Source organism: Dyadobacter sp. 22481 (assembly GCF_052044875.1).
Lineage (GTDB): Bacteria > Bacteroidota > Bacteroidia > Cytophagales > Spirosomataceae > Dyadobacter > Dyadobacter endophyticus.
Genome location: NZ_JBQENV010000004.1, coordinates 383879 through 402252 on the forward strand (window position 1 = coordinate 383879; position 18374 = coordinate 402252).

Genomic DNA, 18374 nt, shown 5'->3' on the forward strand with positions numbered 1-18374 from the left:
AATTTTTTTATGGGACACGAATTTAACAATATTTCAGGCAATATAAAACCCTTTCCGTGTGAGGGAAAGGGTTTGAAACTTATCAAAACATAACCTTTCCCGGTCTCACGGTAGTTGTTGGAGATTAAGATTAAGGCTATTTTTCTGGTTCATCCTTTTGTTGCGAAATTTCGCTGGCCGCGAGTTTCTTCTGCAAAGAAAGCATAAGTTTTGATTGCAACAAATATTGTTTGGCAAAACTTTGATATTTTTTATATTCTTTTCAAAAGCTCTTCACCAGCCTGTTGCGTGTTCAGAACCTTGTCGGCCGGCGTGGTGGCATCGGCAATGTCGCGCGTTCTGAAACCATCTTTCAGCAACTTGTCGACAGCCGAAATAATCGCTTCCGATTCTTCTTTCAAACCAAATGAAATATCGAGAAGCAATGCCGCCGAAAGCACTGATGCCAGCGGATTTGCAACACCTTTACCGGTGATGTCGTGCGCCGAGCCGTGAATCGGTTCATAAACGCCTGTGCTGTCGCCGACCGACGCCGAAGCGAGCATTCCCATCGATCCGGCGATCTGGCTCGCCTCGTCCGTAAGAATATCTCCGAAGAGGTTAGCGGTCACAACTACGTCGAAACGCTTAGGATCCTTAATGAGCATCATCGCTGCCGCATCTACAAACTGGTGCTCAACGGTGATGTCGGGATATTCAGGAGCCAAAGCCTGGATCACCTCGCGCCACAGACGGCTGGTTTCCAGTACGTTTGCCTTATCCACAGAGCAAAGGCGCTTTCCGCGCGTACGAGCAGCTTCGAAAGCCTTGCGGGCTATGCGTTCTACTTCGTAACGGCTGTATTCAGCGATGTCGTAAGCAGTGTTATTATCGTTTTTACGGCCTTTTTCTCCAAAATAAATGTCTCCGGTAAGTTCGCGGAAGAAAAGGATATCCGAGCCTTTCAGGATTTCAGGACGGATAGAAGATGCCCCTAGCAATTCATCGAACAACTTGATAGGACGAAGGTTGGCGTACAAGCCCAGCTCCTTGCGCATTTTCAGCAAGCCTTGCTCGGGACGAACTTTGGCAGTAGGATCATTGTCATATTTCGGGTGGCCTACCGCACCGAAAAGAATCGCGTCGGAATTGCGCATCTTTTCCAATGTCTCGTCCGGAAGCGGGTTACCGGTAGCTTCGATCGCTACGTGGCCCATTAATGCCTCGTCGTAAGTGAATTCATGGCCGAACTTCTCGGCGATTTTTACCAACACTGCCTTTCCTACCTCTGTAACTTCTTGTCCGATTCCGTCGCCCGGAACGATAAGGATATGCTTTTTCATCAAGTGATTTAATTGATAATCAATAAATTATAAACAAATAGACGCATCACATTACGGCAATACATCAGCTAATGGTTCGGGAGTGACCTTTTCTTCCGGAATACCGATCAGGTTCAGCATTTTCTGCGTGGCCATGATCGCCGAGAACGTTTGGTCCGAATCGAGGCCGCGCGTTTTAACGTCTTTCCCATTAATTTCCCAGGTAATGATGGTTTCGCACAATGCATCCGTTTTACCGCCCGGAGGAATGCGAACGGTATAGTCGGTCAGCATAGGCAGGCTGATCCCTTTTTTAATGTAAATCTTTTTCAATGCATTCATAAACGCATCGTACTGCCCGTCGCCCTGTGCATTTTCCTCAAAAACCTCTTCGCCAAAACAAATCTGCAATGTGGCGGAAGGTTTCAGGTTTTTGGAATGCGTGAGCACGTAATTGGTAATTACCACCTTTTCCTCGATAGCATCGCTGTCGAGAATGTCGGAGATAATGTAGGGAAGGTCTTCGGGTGTAACCGCTTCTTTGCGATCGCCGAGCTCGATAATCCGCTGCGTTACCTTTTTAAGGTCGGCGTCCGAAAGCGTAATACCCAGGTCGCGTAGGTTATTTTCAATATTGGCCTTCCCAGAAGTTTTACCCAATGCATACAAGCGCTGACGACCAAAGCGCTCGGGCATCAATTTACTGAAATAGAGGTTGTGCTTCTTATCGCCATCGGCGTGGATACCAGCTGTTTGCGTAAAAACACTTTCCCCTACAATGGGCTTGTTGGCAGGAATGCGAATACCCGAGAAAGTCTCCACGAGCTTGCTGATCGAGTACAGCGACTTCTCATTCACGGCCGTCGTGCATTCGGGCATCAAGTCATTCAGGACGGCAATCGTGCTCGCGAGCGGCGCATTGCCCGTACGCTCACCCATGCCGTTCACGGTCAGGTGCAGCCCGTGCGCACCCGCGCGAAGCGCTTCCATGACGTTCGCTACGCTCAGATCGTAATCATTGTGTGCGTGGAATTCGAAATGGTGGTTCGGATAGCGGTCTACTATCTCCTTCACAAAGGAATATGATTCCGACGGCGTCAGAATACCCAACGTATCGGGAAGAAGTATGCGCTTTACCGGCAATGTGGTAAGGAAATCAAGCGACTGAAATACATAATCATGCGAACTGCGCATGCCATTGCTCCAATCTTCCAGGTACACATTGCATTGAATGCCCTTCGTCTCCGCAAGCTCGATCACATTACGAATGTCTTCGAAATGTTCTTGCGGCGATTTTTTAAGCTGGTGGGTCAAATGGTTAAGAGACCCTTTCGTGAGGAGGTTCATCACTTTCGCGCCGGACTGCACCATCCAGTTGATGGACGCGTCGCCGTCGACGAATGTGAGTACTTCTATTTTATCCAAAAAACCATTCGCACCGGCCCAATCCGTGATTTTCTTAACCGCCTGAAATTCGCCCTCCGACACACGTGCCGAGGCTACTTCAATGCGGTCGACCTTCACTTCCTGCAAGAGGATCTGGGCTATGGTCAGTTTTTCTGATGCGGAAAACGACACCCCGCTGGTTTGCTCACCATCGCGAAGTGTCGTATCCATTATTTCAATATAGCGGCTGTTCATAGGCGGTCAGCCGTCGGCAACGAGCAGTCGGCGGTCAGAAAAATCGACAGCCGACTGCCGATCGCCGACAGCCCGTTAAAATATTCTCTCTGCTTCAAATTCCTTGATCTCCCCCTTCATAGCTTGCAGATAATCGATATCGTCGAAGCCGTTCGTCAGGTTATGTTTTTTATAACCATTGATATCGAAAGACTCACTTTCGCCGGTCGCGAGGATCGTGATTTTCTGCTCGGGCAGGTTTACTTCCAGTTCCGCATTAGGATCGGCTTCGATCGCTTCGAATATCTTGTTCAGAAACTCCGGGCTCACTTGTACCGGTAAAATACCGATATTCAATGAGTTCCCTTTAAAAATATCTGCAAAGAAGCTGGAAACCACGCAGCGGAAACCGTAATCGTAGATTGCCCAGGCAGCGTGCTCGCGGCTGGAACCACTACCGAAGTTGTGGCCTCCTACTAGAATTTTGCCGGAATAAATAGGGTTGTTCAAAACGAAATCCTGCTTCGGCGTATCGTCGCCGTTATACCGCCAGTCGCGGAACAGGTTGTCGCCAAAACCTTCCCGCTTGGTCGCTTTCAGGAAGCGCGCCGGGATGATCTGGTCGGTATCTACGTTTTCAATCGGCAAAGGAACTGCCGAGCTTTTCAGTATGGTGAATTTATCGTAAGCCATTGTTTTGGTGCTGATTATAAAAGCGTTCTTGGGTCGGTTACTACGCCGGTTACGGCTGCGGCAGCTGCCACGAGCGGGCTCGCGAGCAAGGTACGCGCGCCTGGGCCCTGCCGACCTTCGAAGTTACGGTTGGAAGTACTTACCGCATATTTGCCGGCCGGGATCTTGTCGTCGTTCATCGCAAGACAAGCCGAGCAGCCTGGCTGACGCAATTCGAAACCTGCCTCTGTAAGAATATCCAAAATACCCTCTTCCTTGATCTGCGCTTCCACAATGTGCGAGCCCGGAACGATCCACGCTGTTACATTATCCGCCTTTTTGCGGCCTTTCACGATAGAAGCGAATGCACGGAAGTCCTCGATACGGCCATTGGTACAGCTACCGATGAAAACGTAGTCGATTTTCTTGCCCAGCATACTCTCATTCTCATGGAAGCCCATGTAATTTAGCGACTTGTCATAAGTAGCTTTACCCCCTTCCACCTGATCCGAAGTAGGGATCGCTTTGCTGATACCCTGGCCCATTCCCGGGTTGGTACCGTAAGTGATCATCGGTTCGATGTCGGCAGCATCGAAATTGTATTCTTTGTCAAAAACAGCATCTTCATCTGTTTTCAAAGTTTTCCAGTAAGCCAGTGCCTTGTCCCACTTCTCGCCTTTCGGAGCTTGCTCGCGGCCATTGATGTAGGCGAATGTTGTTTCGTCGGGAGCGATCATACCGCCACGTGCACCCATCTCGATGCTCATATTGCAGACGGTCATACGACCTTCCATCGACATATTTTCGAACACATCACCTGCATATTCAACGAAATAACCCGTTGCACCGGCAGTAGTCAGTTTCGAGATGATATAAAGCGTTACGTCTTTCGGAGTTACACCTTTACCCAGCTGGCCATTCACGTTTACACGCATCTTCTTAGGCTTAGGCTGCATAATGCATTGCGAAGAAAGCACCATTTCCACCTCCGAAGTACCGATACCGAACGCGATCGCGCCGAATGCACCGTGGGTAGAAGTGTGGGAATCACCGCAAACGATGGTCATACCAGGAAGCGTAATACCGTTTTCAGGTCCTACCACGTGCACAATACCATTACGAGCGTGACCCAGTCCCCAGTGTGAAATGCCATATTTCGCAGCATTTGATTCAAGGGCTTTCAGCTGGTTCGCAGAAAGCGGATCGGCTACCGGAAGGTGTTGGTTAATGGTCGGAGTGTTGTGATCGGCCGTTGCGAACGTGCGCTCTGGGTACATCACGCCAATGCCTCTGGTTTCGAGTCCTAGGAAAGCAACAGGGCTTGTTACTTCGTGAATAAAATGGCGGTCGATGAAGAAAACATCGGGACCGTCCTCGATTTTACGGACAACGTGGGCATCCCACACTTTGTCGAAAAGGGTACTCGCTTGATTACTCATTTTGATTAAAATTAGAATTTCGCCTCGTCGTTCAGGCTTCAAAGAAAGAGCTGATAATCAACGCCTTTCTCAAAAGGAGAACCGACATTACAAATTACCGCAAATTCAAACGAATATGTATAACGGTAAAGGTTCAAAAAATAGTGATTTTGGTTTGGGGCAGCAGTTTGAGCGGAAATCTTTATTTGGAGTCGTTCAAAATATCACGCAGTGCGTTTCTTAATGGAGGTAAATGCACTTCGATAATTCGCCAAACTATCTCATAATCAATCCCTGCGTAATCATGTACCAGAATGTGCCGCGACCGGATAATTCTCATCCATTCGATTTCCGGATATTGTTCACGGACTGTTTTAATTTACCCCTGCCGCTTCGGCGTAGTCCCGTACTTCTCTTTATAAGTCTTGATAAAATGCGAAACGCTCTCGTACCCGATCTCCGTGCTAATCTCCGAAACGTTCTTCGTACTATTCCTCAGCAAGAAATCCGCATAATCCAGCCGCTTGTTTTTCAGCCACAATGCAGGGGAAGTGTTGAATTCATCCTGAAAGTCACGTTTGAATGCCGAAAGGCTCCGCCCGGATAGCCGCGCCAGCTCATTCAATGTAAGCGGTTTCAAATAGTAGCTGTTCATCAAAAAAGAAAGATCGACCTTTTCGCCTTTGTAGAGACTATACAAAATACCCCGAAGCTGGTTTGAATTATCCAGCTCCATCAAATGCAGCAGCAGTTCCTGGAATTTCAGCCTCAGAAAGTGGTTCTTCAACTCCGTACGTGAGCGGAAATAAGGGAATACCGATTGGATGAACTTCTCAAAGTTATCATCGGATTTCAAAAGCAGAATCGGATACTCAACGGTTTCGGAAGGTTGCTGCGCGTCGAAAAGCTCGGGATGCAGCCCTACGAATTCTTTCAGAAGCTTTTCATCAAAAAAGAAAACCAGGCTTTTGTAAGCCTCATGAATGGATTCCGACATCAGGTAAAAGCCCCTCTGAATGAAGAGAATATCCCCCTTCTCAACATGTACTTCCTGCGTAGGGCTGGTGAATTTTTTTTCTCCTTCCAACACCACAATCACCGCATGTTCCTCAAAAAACACATCATACTTAGAAGGATACACTTCATTCCGATAGGCCACGAAGGTCATATCCTGAATTTTCAGGGATTCAAATTCCTGGGAGCTGATGTCGGATGGTACGCGGAGCATTGTCGGGCAAATTGCTAATTCCGGTTTTTGAAAAATTTGTTCAGGTTTAGGTAGTAGTTCAAACTGATGCGTGGGCGGTTGAAAAACATGATATTCGTCAAGACCGATGAGAAGTTAGCAAAATGTGAGACTTCCAGGCTCAGGAGTCTTTTGTAAGAAATACCAATGTGCGGACCAAAAATAGAACTCCGCCAGCTATCCATTGGAAAACTATATTCCAGCCCCAGGTTAGGGCGAATGTTGCCGGAACCGATGTAGGTTCCCATTCCTATCTCCAGGGTATTCAAATTGACTTTCTTCTTTGACGTATAATTGTACACTTCATTTTCGGAAACACCTCTTATCGTTGAAAACAAAATCTTGAAATAACGATTGTGAAACCTCCTCGGAAGATCAATCCTCAAACCAGCACCAAATGTCGGCCTTGTTCCCAGATTAACTCCTTCCTCCTCCCAACCTTCCACACCGCCCATTACATAGGCATCGATCTGCATTTCTGATTCTATGGAAGCTGCCCTGGTGTGCTTTGCCTGATCAGTTAATCCATTGTAGCGATCGATATACCGCCCGAGAGCCTTTGCTGAGTAGTCAGGTAGATGGCTATTATCAGTACCATTACCCAACAATACCGGAAGTTGCCGCTCATATTCTTCATATTCGATTAGGTACTTTCTCCCCCGAACTTCGCGGTAAAACGAATAGTAGAGCAGTTCTGTCAGTTTTCCGTCCTTTTCAAGAAAGAAGTGCGGCTTCTCGGTCGGGTCCAGATATTCCAGTAAAGTCACTTTCGGGCCTGTCGTTATCTCACGCAAATACACGGTGACCGAATCTTTTGCTTCAAAAGACGGAGCAATCTGATAAGTTTTGCTCAGATCGATATTCAGTATTCCAATCCTCTTACTGACGTAGCGCTCATTAAGCGGTGCGAGGAAAAATTGTGATGCTTCATCCGGGCCGACCTTTTCAAACTGCCCATTCCTTTCGTTCGCAAAGTCAACAGTCATCGGACTGGTACCCCAGCCGTCATAACGGATAAAACCCCTGGCGGTATCGCCTTTCACAGAAACGATGTACCCATCTAACGGCTTTCCCTGACCGGATACATCCGAAAAGGCCATTACAACAACTATTACACCGATAATCAAACTATACAAGTTTCCTCGCAAACGTAGACCCATAAACTATATCCTTAAATTTTAAACCATAAACTGAAACAAATCCGGTTGATCGTTCAGATACTCATAAACCACGCGGTTCGCATCCATTCGCTCGATCAGCGGTGCAAAGTCCTCCCTGCTTTTTAATTCAATGCCGACTAATGCAGGCCCCTGCTCGCGGTTGGTTTTTTTCACGTATTCGAAACGGGCAATATCATCGTTCGGTCCCAACACATTCAAGAACTCGCGGAATGCGCCGGAGCGCTGTGGGAAGCGGATGATAAAATAATGCTTCAATCCCTCATAAAGCAACGAGCGCTCCTTGATCTCCTCCGTACGGGTAATGTCGTTGTTACCACCGCTAATCAATACGACAACGTTTTTGCCTTTGATATCTTCCCGGATCAGGTCCAATGCTGCCACTGTCAATGCGCCGGCAGGTTCGGCTACGATTGCTTCTTCATTATATAGTTGCAAAATCGAAGAGCAAACTTTGCCCTCAGGCACGAGCAGGATTTGATTTAAACTCTTGCTGCAAATATCAAATGTAATGTCGCCCGCACGCCGCACGGCCGCGCCATCCACAAACTTGTCAATATTGTCCAGCGTCACCACATGCCCCTCCTGGATGGATCGATGCATGGTAGGCGAGCCTTCCGGTTCCACGCCGATAAGCTGTGTTTTGGGAGAAAGCTGTTTGAAAACAGTGGAAATACCCGACGCCAAACCACCACCACCGATCGCCATCAGCAGGTAATCGATTTTGAAATCCGCATCTTTGAAAATTTCAAGGCCCACCGTTCCCTGGCCTTCAATTACCTGCAAATCATCGAATGGATGCACGAAAACGGCATTGGTACTGTCGCGGTAGGCCATTGAGGCATGATAAGCATCGTCGTAAGTGTCGCCTACCAAATGTATTTCAATCCATTCCTGGCCAAACAGCCGCACTTGCTTCACTTTCTGCGCCGGTGTGGTAGTAGGCATGAAAATGGCGCCTTTTACCTCCATTTTCCGGCACGCGTACGCTACGCCTTGCGCGTGGTTGCCCGCGCTCGCGCACACTACCCCGCCTGCGAGGGCTTCGGGTGTGAGGCTCGCCATTTTATTATATGCGCCGCGGATTTTGTAGGAGCGGACAGTTTGAAGGTCTTCCCTTTTGAGGTAGATATTAGCCCCGTACTGCTCCGAAAGATGCGCATTATAGAATATCGGTGTGTGGTTAATAACCCCGCGCAGGCGTTCGGCAGCGAGGAATATGTTATCGAGAGTCGGAACGGAATGTGAAGTGCTCATGATCATCAATGAAAAGAGCTTTGCAGTTTGCAAAGCTCTGTCTATGTCTATGTGGACCGATAGCCCGGGCTAACCCCGGACTTAAGTCCGGGATTAGTTGCGCTCTGGACGCAATCCGCGTACAGTCGTACCTGCTTGCCACATTTCTGATTCGCGCAATTCTGCAAGCTCAGCTTCCAGTTTCACACGGTAGTCAGGTTGTGAGTTGCGGGTGATCGAGATCGTAGCTTGTTCGCCGCTTTTTACAGAGTTGTAAAGTTGCTCAAAAACAGGCTTGGTAGCGTCACGGAAAGGTTTCCACCAGTCCAAAGCACCACGCTGTGCAGTTGTAGAGCAGTTAGCATACATCCAGTCCATACCGTTTTCAGCAACCAATGGCATCAACGACTGAGTCAATTCTTCAACAGTTTCGTTGAATGCTTCTGACGGCGTGTGGCCATTTGAACGCAACACTTCATATTGTGCAGCGAAAATACCCTGGATAGCACCCATCAAAGTACCACGCTCGCCGGTTAGGTCGGAAGTTACTTCACGGTAAAAATCAGTTTCGAACAGGTAACCTGAACCTACTCCGATACCCATTGCAATACATTTTTCACGTGCTTTGCCGGTAGCATCCTGGAATACCGCGAAAGAAGAGTTCAAGCCTTTTCCTTCTACGAACAAGCGGCGAAGCGATGTTCCGGATCCTTTTGGAGCAACCAGGTAAACATCCACGTCAGCAGGAGGAACGATGCCAGTCTGATCTTTATAAGTTACACCGAAACCGTGTGAGAAATACAGTGATTTTCCAGCAGTAAGGTTTGCCTTAACAGTTGGCCATAGCTCGATCTGAGCAGCATCTGAAAGCAAATAGCAAATGATGGTTCCTTTCGCCAATGCTTCTTCCAATTCGAAAAGCGTTTCGCCCGGTACCCATCCGTCAGCAACGGCTTTGTCCCAAGACTTACCACCTTTACGCTGACCAACGATTACATTGAATCCGTTGTCACGCATGTTCAAGCTTTGGCCTGGGCCTTGTACGCCGTAACCAATTACAGCGATAGTTTCAGTAGAAAGTACTTCACGTGCTTTTTCGAGTGGAAATTCTTCACGGGTTACTACTTCTTCTTCGACCCCGCCGAAATTTAATTTTGCCATTGATTATTGATTGGATTATTGATTTACTACGAATTAAAAAGCAATACTACTAAAAGTTGACCGACTATTGGTAATATTCCCACTCAGCTTCCGGCAGATAATCTACCAGTGTCTGAGGCGATTTGCTCACCGCCACGCGGCCCGAACGAACGAATTCGAGGATCTCGTGGGGTTTGATATAGTCGAAAAATTCAAAGATCTCTTCTTCCGTACCGGTCTTCTGGATGATCACATAGGTGAGGTGCCAATACACGACCCAGGCTTTGTAAGTCTTGTTGATCGTCTCGATATCGAGCGGTTTGGCACCAATTGGCGTCGAAACCTTGAACAATGCGATCTCGTTATAAGCGATGTCCTCATTGAGATATCCGAAAACAGCCAGCACCTCGATAATCTTGCGAATCTGGCGGACGAGTTTCTCCACCGCGTCACGCGACTCATGACGGATGACGATCGTAAAGCGGGAAATACCCTTACGTTCGGTTTCAGAAACGGTCAGGCTATCGATATTGATCCGTCTCCGGGTAAAAATCGTCGTGATCTTGTTAAGGATGCCTATCGTGTTTTCAGTGAAAACACAAATGGTGTATGATGTCATAATTTCTTCGGCTTTTATATTATTCCAAACGAATATCCGCTACGCAAGCTCCGGTTGGTACCATCGGGAATACGTTCTCTTCTTTCTCCACCAAAACTTCCAGCAGGTAAGGCTTGTCGGATGCCAGCATCTTGTCGAGAGAAGCATTCAAATCCTCCCGTGCGCCGCAGGTATGACCATCGATGCCAAAACCTCTTGCAATGGTAATAAAATCAGGGTTTTGCAGCTCCACGAACGAATAGCGTTTCTGGTGGAAAAGCTGCTGCCACTGGCGTACCATTCCGAGGAAATTGTTATTCAGAATGATAATCTTCACGGGCAGCCCGCTTTGTGCGATGGTACCCAGCTCCTGGATGGTCATCTGGAAACAACCATCACCGATGATCGCCACTACTTCGCGATCGGGGGCGCCTACTTTCGCTCCGAATGAGGCCGGTAATGCGTAGCCCATCGTTCCCAAACCGCCCGATGTGATGAAAGAGCTAGGTTTTTTGAACTGGTAGTAACGCGCAGTCATCATCTGGTGCTGGCCCACGTCCGCCACAATCACCGCTTCGCCTTTGGTTTTATCAGAAAGCGTGCGGATCACTTCCGCCATTTTGATCTTCTCTGTAGTCGGTGCTAGTTCCGGCTGTGTAATTTTCTGATCTTCAATCGCATCGTACTTTTTGAATTCCGCTTTCCAGACTTCGTGATTGTTCTCATTTACCAGAGGAAGCAGCAATTCCAGCGCGACTTTAGCATCACCTACTACCGGAGCATCTGCCTTCACAATCTTGTCGATCTCCGCCGGGTCGATTTCAATATGAACTACTTTCGCCTGTTTCGCATAGCGGCTCAAATCGCCGGTTACGCGGTCGTCGAAACGCATTCCGACAGCGATAATGAGGTCGCATTGGTTGGTCAGGACGTTGGTACCGTAGTTTCCGTGCATTCCGAGCCAGCCCATGTAATTGGGGTGGTCAACCGACATAGACGAAAGCCCAAGGAGCGTCGAAGCAGCGGGAATATCTGTTTTTTCAATGAATTGGATCAATTCCTGTTCCGCACCGGCAATCCGTACGCCATGACCTACGAAAAGGAACGGACGTTTTGCCTGGTTGATCAGCTTTGCAGCCGCAGTCAATTGCTCGTCTTTCGGAGCGATACGCGGGTGATAGCTTAGCAAAGCCTCCGTCTTTTTGTGAACAAAAGGCTTCGTCATCAACTTTTGCTGCGCATCTTTGGTAATATCGATCAAAACCGGTCCGGGACGGCCTGATTTAGCTATATAAAATGCTTTGGCGATAATTTCAGGGATTTCATCCGCATTGGTGACCTGGTAGTTCCATTTCGTGATCGGAATGGTGATTCCCATTACGTCCGTTTCCTGGAATGCGTCGGTACCGAGCAAATGCGACGCAACCTGGCCGATAATGCAGACCATGGGTGTTGAATCGATGATCGCGTCGGCAATACCCGTTACCAGGTTGGTAGCGCCTGGTCCCGAAGTTACCAGACAAACCCCCACTTCACCCGTAATACGCGCATAGCCCTCAGCTGCGTGTGCAGCGCCCTGCTCGTGGCGCACGAGAATATGGTGGATCTGATCCTGATAGTCATAAATCGCATCATACACCGGCATAATCGCCCCGCCCGGATACCCGAAAATGGTTGTAACACCTTCGGCGATCAGCGACTGGATGACCGCATGCGAGCCATTGATCAGCTCCGGCTTGGCCACCGAAACCACCGGTTCCGAGCCCTGAATTGTTGCAGTTTGATTTTCATTAAATCCCATGACCTCTGTATTGTTTAGTCGGATGAATTTCTGTCGTGAATTTTACGCTTCGTCAGTCACGCAACCTTCGCTGGCTGATTTCACGGTTCTGATATATCTTCCCAGCATACCCTTTGTAAAGCGTGGCGCTGGTTGTACCCAGGCTGCTTTGCGGGCTGCCATTTCTTCATCGGAAATATGCAAAGTCAGTACGCGGGTGTTGGCATCGATGCTAATGCGGTCGCCGTCTTTAACCAATGCGATCGGGCCGCCGTCGAATGCTTCCGGTGTAATGTGGCCTACTACGAAACCGTGCGTACCGCCTGAGAAACGACCGTCGGTGATCAATGCGATCTTGTCGCCAAGGCCTGCTCCCATTACCGCAGAAGTAGGTTTCAGCATTTCCGACATGCCCGGCCCACCTTTCGGACCTGCATTACGGATCACCACCACGTGGCCGGCCTTAATTTCACCTTTGGCAAGCATTTCAATAATCTCCGATTCGTGCTCGCAGACTTTCGCTTCGCCATCGAATGTAAGACCCTCCTTACCTGTAATCTTCGCAACCGAACCTTCGGGAGCAAGGTTACCGTAAAGCACCTGAATGTGGCCTGTCTGCTTGATCGGTGTTTCGATCGGGAACACCATTTTTTGTGTTTCAAAATTCAAGTCAGGCGCTTCTGCAAGGTTTTCAGCAACTGTTTTACCAGTTACAGTAATGCAATCTCCGTGGATCAGGCCTTTGGAATACAAATACTTGGTCACCGCAGGAACACCACCGATTGCCAGGATATCTTCCATGAAGTATTTACCACTGGGTTTCAAATCAGCGATAAACGGCGTGCGATCAGAAATCACCTGAATGTCATCCAAAGTCAAAGGAATGTCGGCAGCGCGAGCGATTGCCAGGTAATGCAATGCCGCGTTGGTAGAACCTCCCAGCGCCATTACCACTGTCAATGCGTTTTCAAGTGACTTTTTGGTAATAATATCCTTCGGGGTAATGTTCAGCTCGAGCAGCTTCTTCATCGCCGCACCGATCTTCTTGCATTCTTCCTGCTTGCCTTCGTGCGTAGCCGGATACGAGCTGCTGAACGGCAAGCTCAATCCCATTGCTTCGATCGAAGATGCCATCGTATTGGCAGTATACATACCGCCGCAAGCACCTTGGCCAGGAATCGAATTCTGGATTACTCCTTTATAATCTTCGTCAGAAATATTGTTGGCGAACTTCTTGCCCAATGCTTCGAATGCCGAAACGATGTCCAGTTTCTGTCCTTTATAGTGTCCCGAACGGATCGTTCCGCCGTACACCATAATAGCAGGGCGGTCGAGGCGCGCCATCGCCATAATGGCGCCGGGCATGTTTTTATCACAACCCACCACCGCGATCACACCATCGTACCATTGCGCAGCCACCACGGTTTCGATCGAATCCGCGATGATGTCACGGCTAGGCAGCGAGTAGCGCATACCGTCGTTTCCGTTGGTCATACCATCAGAAACACCAATGGTATTGAAGATCAGGCCGACCATATCATTGGCCGTCACGCCTTGCTTCACATACACCGACAAGCCGTTGAGGTGCATGTTGCATGGGTTACCTTCATAACCTGTGCTGGCAATCCCGATCTGCGGTTTAACAAAGTCTTCTTCTTTCAAACCAATTCCATAAAGCATTGCCTGTGCGGCCGGATTGGTTACTTCCTGGGTTAGGGTCTTCGAAAATCTGTTTAATTCTGTCGCCATTGGTGAATGATTGTATTTAAAATAAAAACACCTCACTCATTGGGTGAGTGAGGTGCCAGATATGTGCTATCATCCCACTCACGCTTAACGCGTGACAATAAGTAGGACCGGGACGATAATTGTTGATTTCATTAGCGTAACATTTAAGTCTAGCGAAATTTCGCTGTTTTTAACTTGGTGTTACAAATTAGGAGCCAATCTTTTTATTTTCCAAACATTCAAAGCTTTTTTTGTTATTAATCTATGATAAATACCAAATTTCCTCCCGGTGCAACATCGTTATCGGAAAACATTTAATTTTGGATTTCAAAAAACACGAACGCTATGATGACTACCGAATCGTCTTCGAACTATAATGATCTCGAAAAAATGAGTGTACGCGAGATACTCACCTCCATCAACCGCGAGGATCAGACCGTACCGCATGCCGTTCAGAAATCGCTCCCGCAGATCGAAGCCCTGGTAGAACAGATCGTTCCGAGAATGCAAAAGGGGGGGCGGCTGTTCTATATTGGCGCCGGAACCAGCGGACGATTGGGCGTTGTGGATGCGTCGGAATGCCCGCCGACATTCGGTGTGCCTTTCGATTTGGTAGTAGGAATCATCGCCGGTGGTGACACTGCGATTCGCAAAGCAGTCGAAAATGCGGAAGACGACTGGAATCAGGCGTGGAAAGACATGGCGATTTACGAGCCGAATGCAAATGATACATTAATAGGAATAGCCGCTTCGGGCCGCACACCTTATGTAATCGGTGGTTTAAATGAAGCCCGCAATGCAGGTTTGCTGACGGGCTGCGTGGTGTGTAATGACGGTTCCGCGGTAGCCAAAGCCTGCGAATACCCGGTGGAAATAGTGGTTGGGCCCGAATTTTTGACGGGAAGCACGAGAATGAAATCCGGTACCGCCCAAAAATTGGCGCTGAACATGATTTCAACGTCGGTAATGATACGCCTGGGCAAAGTGAAAGGCAATAAAATGGTCGATATGCAGCTCACCAACGAAAAACTGGTCAACAGGGCGTTGCACATGATCATTGACGAGCTGAATATCTCTCCCGACGAGGCGCAATCGCTGCTCGACGAGCACGGAAGCGTCCGCGCGGCGATTGACGCCGTTAGAAAATGATCCTATATTGAAAGGACGATCTTACCGAACTGCTGACCGGAATCCATGTAACGGAGTGCCTGTTCGGCCTCATCCAGCGAAAATATCTTGTCGATAACCGGCACAATCTGCTTTTCGTTTACGAACTGTACCATATCGGCAAACTCCTGCTCCGTACCCATGGTGCTGCCATAGATATTGAGCTGCTTAAAGAACACTTTCGCAGGGACAATATCGGTAATGTTGCCTGTTCCGCCTCCATAGAAGCAAATGCGGGCGCCGGGCGCGGCGATATCGATCAGTTTTGCAAAACCGGGACCGCCGGCGCTATCGATGATCACATCGAAATACCCCGTCTTTGGTCCGCGCGCTTTCACGAGCAGATCGCGGAACCAGGTCGGATTTTTATAGTTAATCCCTCCTTTGGCACCCATCTCGATGGCTTTCTGTATTTTCTGGTCGGAACCGGACGTTACCCACACTTCCGCACCCGCAGCGATGGCAAACTGAACTGCAAATAGTGCTACACCTCCGCCCGCGCCCGTCACCAATACGCGATCCCCTTCTTTGAACCGGCAACGCGTCATAAGCGAACGCCACGCAGTGAGTCCGCCCATCGGCAATGCGGCTGCTTCTTCAAATGACAAATGCGCCGGTTTTTCTTCCAGATACTTAACGTCGGTCTTCACATATCCCGCAAGCGTGCCATTATCCGGAAGGCCGAGGATTTTATGATCTTCGCCGTAAAAATCAGGATTATCGCCCCAGTTTTGAGATGGATTGATGATCACTTCTTTTCCAATCCAGCTTTTGGCCACGCCATCGCCCACCTCAGTTACGATGCCCGCACCGTCGGAGCCTGGAATTATAGGGGTTGTGATCCGTGGATAAAGGCCTTTTTGTATCCATACATCGCGGTGGTTGATCGATGCGGCTTTCACTTCGACGAGCACTTCTCCCGGCCCCGGGTTAGGTTTTTGAGTTGTTTCAATAACCAGCGGCTCGTGAAGGTTCTTTAAAATAGCGGCTTTCATACTGTTGGGTTTTAAAACAAAAAATGATGAACCGGCCTTCCCGAAAACGGAACGGCCCTGGTTCATCATTTCAAAATGACTTGAACCGTTTTCAGATGCTAGATATCCGAATATTCGGTGGGATACAAGAAGAAGCTGGTGTTTTTTGAGACGTTGTTCTGATACTCGGGGTTTACTTTGAGCTTGTTCCACTCTGCATCTTCAGTGAACGATTTCCAGTGTGCGTCGCGGGAAGCCTTGTTCTCAAAGGTAGTCATGTACATCAGGTTCGGCATGTGGCTCCCAACGATAACCTCGCCATAGAATACTCCATTAAAACCGAGGCGTTTGAATAATGGCACTTCACCTCCGTCATTGAACATCTTCACCTTATTCTGGTAAATCTTCTCGGTATGTCCTTCGTAGCTGCGCAGTTCATAGACACGCTCGCTTTTAGGCCCGGTAAGGTTCGGTTTTGTAAGTACCGGCGCACTGGTAAAGGCTTGCAAGACAATCGACTCAAACCGTGCGTAAGGCGGCGTTTTGTAATTCGCGTCGATGTAATCTTTTCCCGACGAGACATAGGCAGCGTCCTTATCCAAAGTTTTAGGCAATGCCAAGAGCTGGTCGAGGGATTTTAACGGCGTGAGCACGTAAATCAACTTTCCCGCCATGGTATCGGTAGCCACTGGCTTGAACACGCCCACATTCTCAATCCCGGCACGGTGCGCAGCAGGAACATACGCGTCTTTCAGGAATGCTTCAACGCGCGCTTCCTGGTCTGCATTTTTAAGATGGTAGATTTTGATTTCGTAAAATTCCCGCCTGGGAGGCGCCGCCACGGTGCTCAATGTAACGGCAAGCAGCAAAAGAGTGAAAAGGAAATTGAAGTTTCGGTAGTTATGCATGGTATTTAAGCATCTTTTTGTTAGTGGATAACCACCTGAAAAGACCTCGCCAAACCGAGTTTACCCTATTTACTTTACCACTAATTATTTTCGAAGCAAATCAGAACTTTGGACAAGAAAGCTGACGCTTGCGGGCTTTGGGACGCTTCGGTTTTGATTCAAGCGGAGCAAAAACATAAGAAAGCGAGATCTCATGTGCACCGCCGCTGCCCGCACCCAATGTCGAAATCGTCAAATCGTAGCTGTAACCGATAGAAAATTTATCCTGACGGAACCCGGCGAGGAATATCAGCGACTCGTGGTTGTTGATATTTTGCTCGTATTTTTTGAAGGGAATGCCACGATACCAGGCCCCAATCACCAGAGGCTCGATGGTTACGTACATCCCTGCATCAAACTGGTCGTACTTGCCCTGTTTTTTGTACATGATCGCCGGTGAAATCGTTTTTTCTTTGTCGATTTCATCTCCCAGAAATGTATATCCTGCAAACGGAATGCGCAACCCGGCCTGCAAACTGGCTTTTACCGGCAGCCGCGCCTGGGTCAGGCTGGAAAATGCCTGATCGGGACGGTTGAGGTGATGTGCCGAAACACCGGCCCAGTACCAGTCGGAATAGAGCATCGCACCGGCACCAAAATCAGCGTAGAACACATTGGGCCCGCCCTTCGCAAATGGATCCTCCGAAGGCTGTCCCGTTAATCCGCCATTGTTGTATTGATCGCCGAACGTCAGCCCGAAATAATCGAGGGTACGGGAAGCTACACCGCCCTGGATTCCCAGGCGTAGTGAAGTAAGCTCATTGAACTGGATCTGATACGAATATTGTAGTGCCGCCTCGGTCGATTTTAAATTCCCCAACCCCTGGCTGTCCATTGTTACAAGCACGCCGACGCCACTGTTAAGGTTGGGTAGGAACATATCTGCACCGATGGACGTCGTCACAAAGTTGGCCGACAATGAAGGCCACTGGTTACGATAATTAATGGTCGCGCGCGGTGCCAGCGCCCCTCCGGCCAATGCGGGGTTAAGGTATAACGGGTTCGCATAGAACTGCGAGAATTGCGGATCCTGGCTCCAACCTTTCAGGCAAAGCAGTGTCAGTAGAAAGAGAGGAAGTAAACGCTTGGTCATAGATGTGTTGGCTTGCCGCTTACCTAAAAACGGCCCCGTTCCGGGCTCAAAAAAATTACCTGATTAAATTCACAAATTATCCTCAAATTGCGTATTAATATTCAAAATAGAGTGGTTTTTACGACATTACCGCACAAAATTTTAACATTTTATTTTCGTTAGTAATGTCGGGTAACCTGAATATTCTATGAGGCGGCTAGGGGTGTTTGAACAAGTAACGAAACATGGGGCGATTTTATAATAGATATCACCGATTTTTTTATGCCTTCTGCCTGC

Annotated in this window: 16 protein-coding genes; 1 reads left to right on the plus strand and 15 read right to left on the minus strand. The window is 48.5% G+C overall.

Features of this window, described 5'->3' with window-relative positions; translation table 11 throughout:
* Positions 1-251 precede the first annotated feature (251 nt).
* The 12 genes from leuB to ilvD form a co-directional block, all read right to left on the minus strand.
* Positions 252-1322, minus strand: coding sequence for a 3-isopropylmalate dehydrogenase (gene leuB / locus ACTJJJ_RS27695; RefSeq protein ID WP_188938705.1), 1071 nt, complete (start codon positions 1320-1322; stop codon positions 252-254).
* A gap of 51 nt (positions 1323-1373) precedes the next feature.
* Positions 1374-2942, minus strand: coding sequence for an alpha-isopropylmalate synthase regulatory domain-containing protein (locus ACTJJJ_RS27700; RefSeq protein ID WP_426292363.1), 1569 nt, complete (start codon positions 2940-2942; stop codon positions 1374-1376).
* A gap of 75 nt (positions 2943-3017) precedes the next feature.
* The gene (gene leuD / locus ACTJJJ_RS27705; RefSeq protein WP_188938707.1) at positions 3018-3614 is read right to left on the minus strand and encodes a 3-isopropylmalate dehydratase small subunit; all 597 of its coding nucleotides are present in this window, start codon (positions 3612-3614) and stop codon (positions 3018-3020) included.
* A gap of 14 nt (positions 3615-3628) precedes the next feature.
* Positions 3629-5032, minus strand: a complete 1404-nt coding sequence (leuC, locus tag ACTJJJ_RS27710) for a 3-isopropylmalate dehydratase large subunit (protein ID WP_188938708.1) — start codon at positions 5030-5032, stop codon at positions 3629-3631.
* 181 nt (positions 5033-5213) lie between these two features.
* Entirely contained in the window at positions 5214-5390 is a 177-nt protein-coding gene (locus tag ACTJJJ_RS27715) for a HepT-like ribonuclease domain-containing protein (protein ID WP_369009299.1), read from the minus strand.
* On the minus strand, positions 5391-6239 hold the full coding sequence (locus ACTJJJ_RS27720) for an AraC family transcriptional regulator (RefSeq protein WP_440703648.1): 849 nt from the start codon (positions 6237-6239) through the stop codon (positions 5391-5393).
* Positions 6240-6253: 14 nt separating this feature from the next.
* Positions 6254-7357 carry a hypothetical protein gene (locus ACTJJJ_RS27725; RefSeq protein WP_440703649.1) on the minus strand — a complete coding sequence of 368 codons (1104 nt, stop codon included), beginning with the start codon at positions 7355-7357 and terminating at the stop codon, positions 6254-6256.
* A gap of 78 nt (positions 7358-7435) precedes the next feature.
* Positions 7436-8692, minus strand: a complete 1257-nt coding sequence (gene ilvA / locus ACTJJJ_RS27730; RefSeq protein ID WP_188938712.1) for a threonine ammonia-lyase IlvA — start codon at positions 8690-8692, stop codon at positions 7436-7438.
* A 93-nt stretch (positions 8693-8785) separates the two neighbouring features.
* On the minus strand, positions 8786-9832 hold the full coding sequence (gene ilvC, locus ACTJJJ_RS27735) for a ketol-acid reductoisomerase (RefSeq protein WP_188938713.1): 1047 nt from the start codon (positions 9830-9832) through the stop codon (positions 8786-8788).
* A 64-nt stretch (positions 9833-9896) separates the two neighbouring features.
* On the minus strand, positions 9897-10430 hold the full coding sequence (gene ilvN / locus ACTJJJ_RS27740) for an acetolactate synthase small subunit (RefSeq protein WP_106595787.1): 534 nt from the start codon (positions 10428-10430) through the stop codon (positions 9897-9899).
* Between the two features lie 19 nt (positions 10431-10449).
* Positions 10450-12210, minus strand: coding sequence for a biosynthetic-type acetolactate synthase large subunit (gene ilvB / locus ACTJJJ_RS27745; protein WP_440703650.1), 1761 nt, complete (start codon positions 12208-12210; stop codon positions 10450-10452).
* A gap of 42 nt (positions 12211-12252) precedes the next feature.
* Positions 12253-13938 (minus strand): dihydroxy-acid dehydratase, encoded by a 1686-nt coding sequence (ilvD, locus tag ACTJJJ_RS27750; protein ID WP_188938715.1) that lies wholly within the window; start codon positions 13936-13938, stop codon positions 12253-12255.
* 324 nt (positions 13939-14262) lie between these two features.
* Here ilvD and murQ point away from each other — a divergent pair, with 324 nt between their 5' ends.
* Positions 14263-15066, plus strand: coding sequence for an N-acetylmuramic acid 6-phosphate etherase (gene murQ, locus ACTJJJ_RS27755; protein ID WP_440703651.1), 804 nt, complete (start codon positions 14263-14265; stop codon positions 15064-15066).
* A 2-nt stretch (positions 15067-15068) separates the two neighbouring features.
* On the opposite strand, the gene ACTJJJ_RS27760 is transcribed toward murQ, so the two are convergent.
* The 3 genes from ACTJJJ_RS27760 to ACTJJJ_RS27770 all read right to left on the minus strand — a co-directional run bounded on the left by ACTJJJ_RS27760 (position 15069) and on the right by ACTJJJ_RS27770 (position 18098).
* A complete protein-coding gene (locus ACTJJJ_RS27760) occupies positions 15069-16079 on the minus strand; it encodes a quinone oxidoreductase family protein (RefSeq protein ID WP_440703652.1) in 1011 nt (336 codons plus the stop codon).
* A gap of 98 nt (positions 16080-16177) precedes the next feature.
* Positions 16178-16966: an NIPSNAP family protein gene (locus tag ACTJJJ_RS27765; protein ID WP_440703653.1), complete on the minus strand. Its 789-nt coding sequence runs from the start codon at positions 16964-16966 to the stop codon at positions 16178-16180.
* A gap of 100 nt (positions 16967-17066) precedes the next feature.
* Positions 17067-18098 (minus strand): PorP/SprF family type IX secretion system membrane protein, encoded by a 1032-nt coding sequence (locus ACTJJJ_RS27770; protein ID WP_188938719.1) that lies wholly within the window; start codon positions 18096-18098, stop codon positions 17067-17069.
* Positions 18099-18374 lie beyond the last annotated feature (276 nt).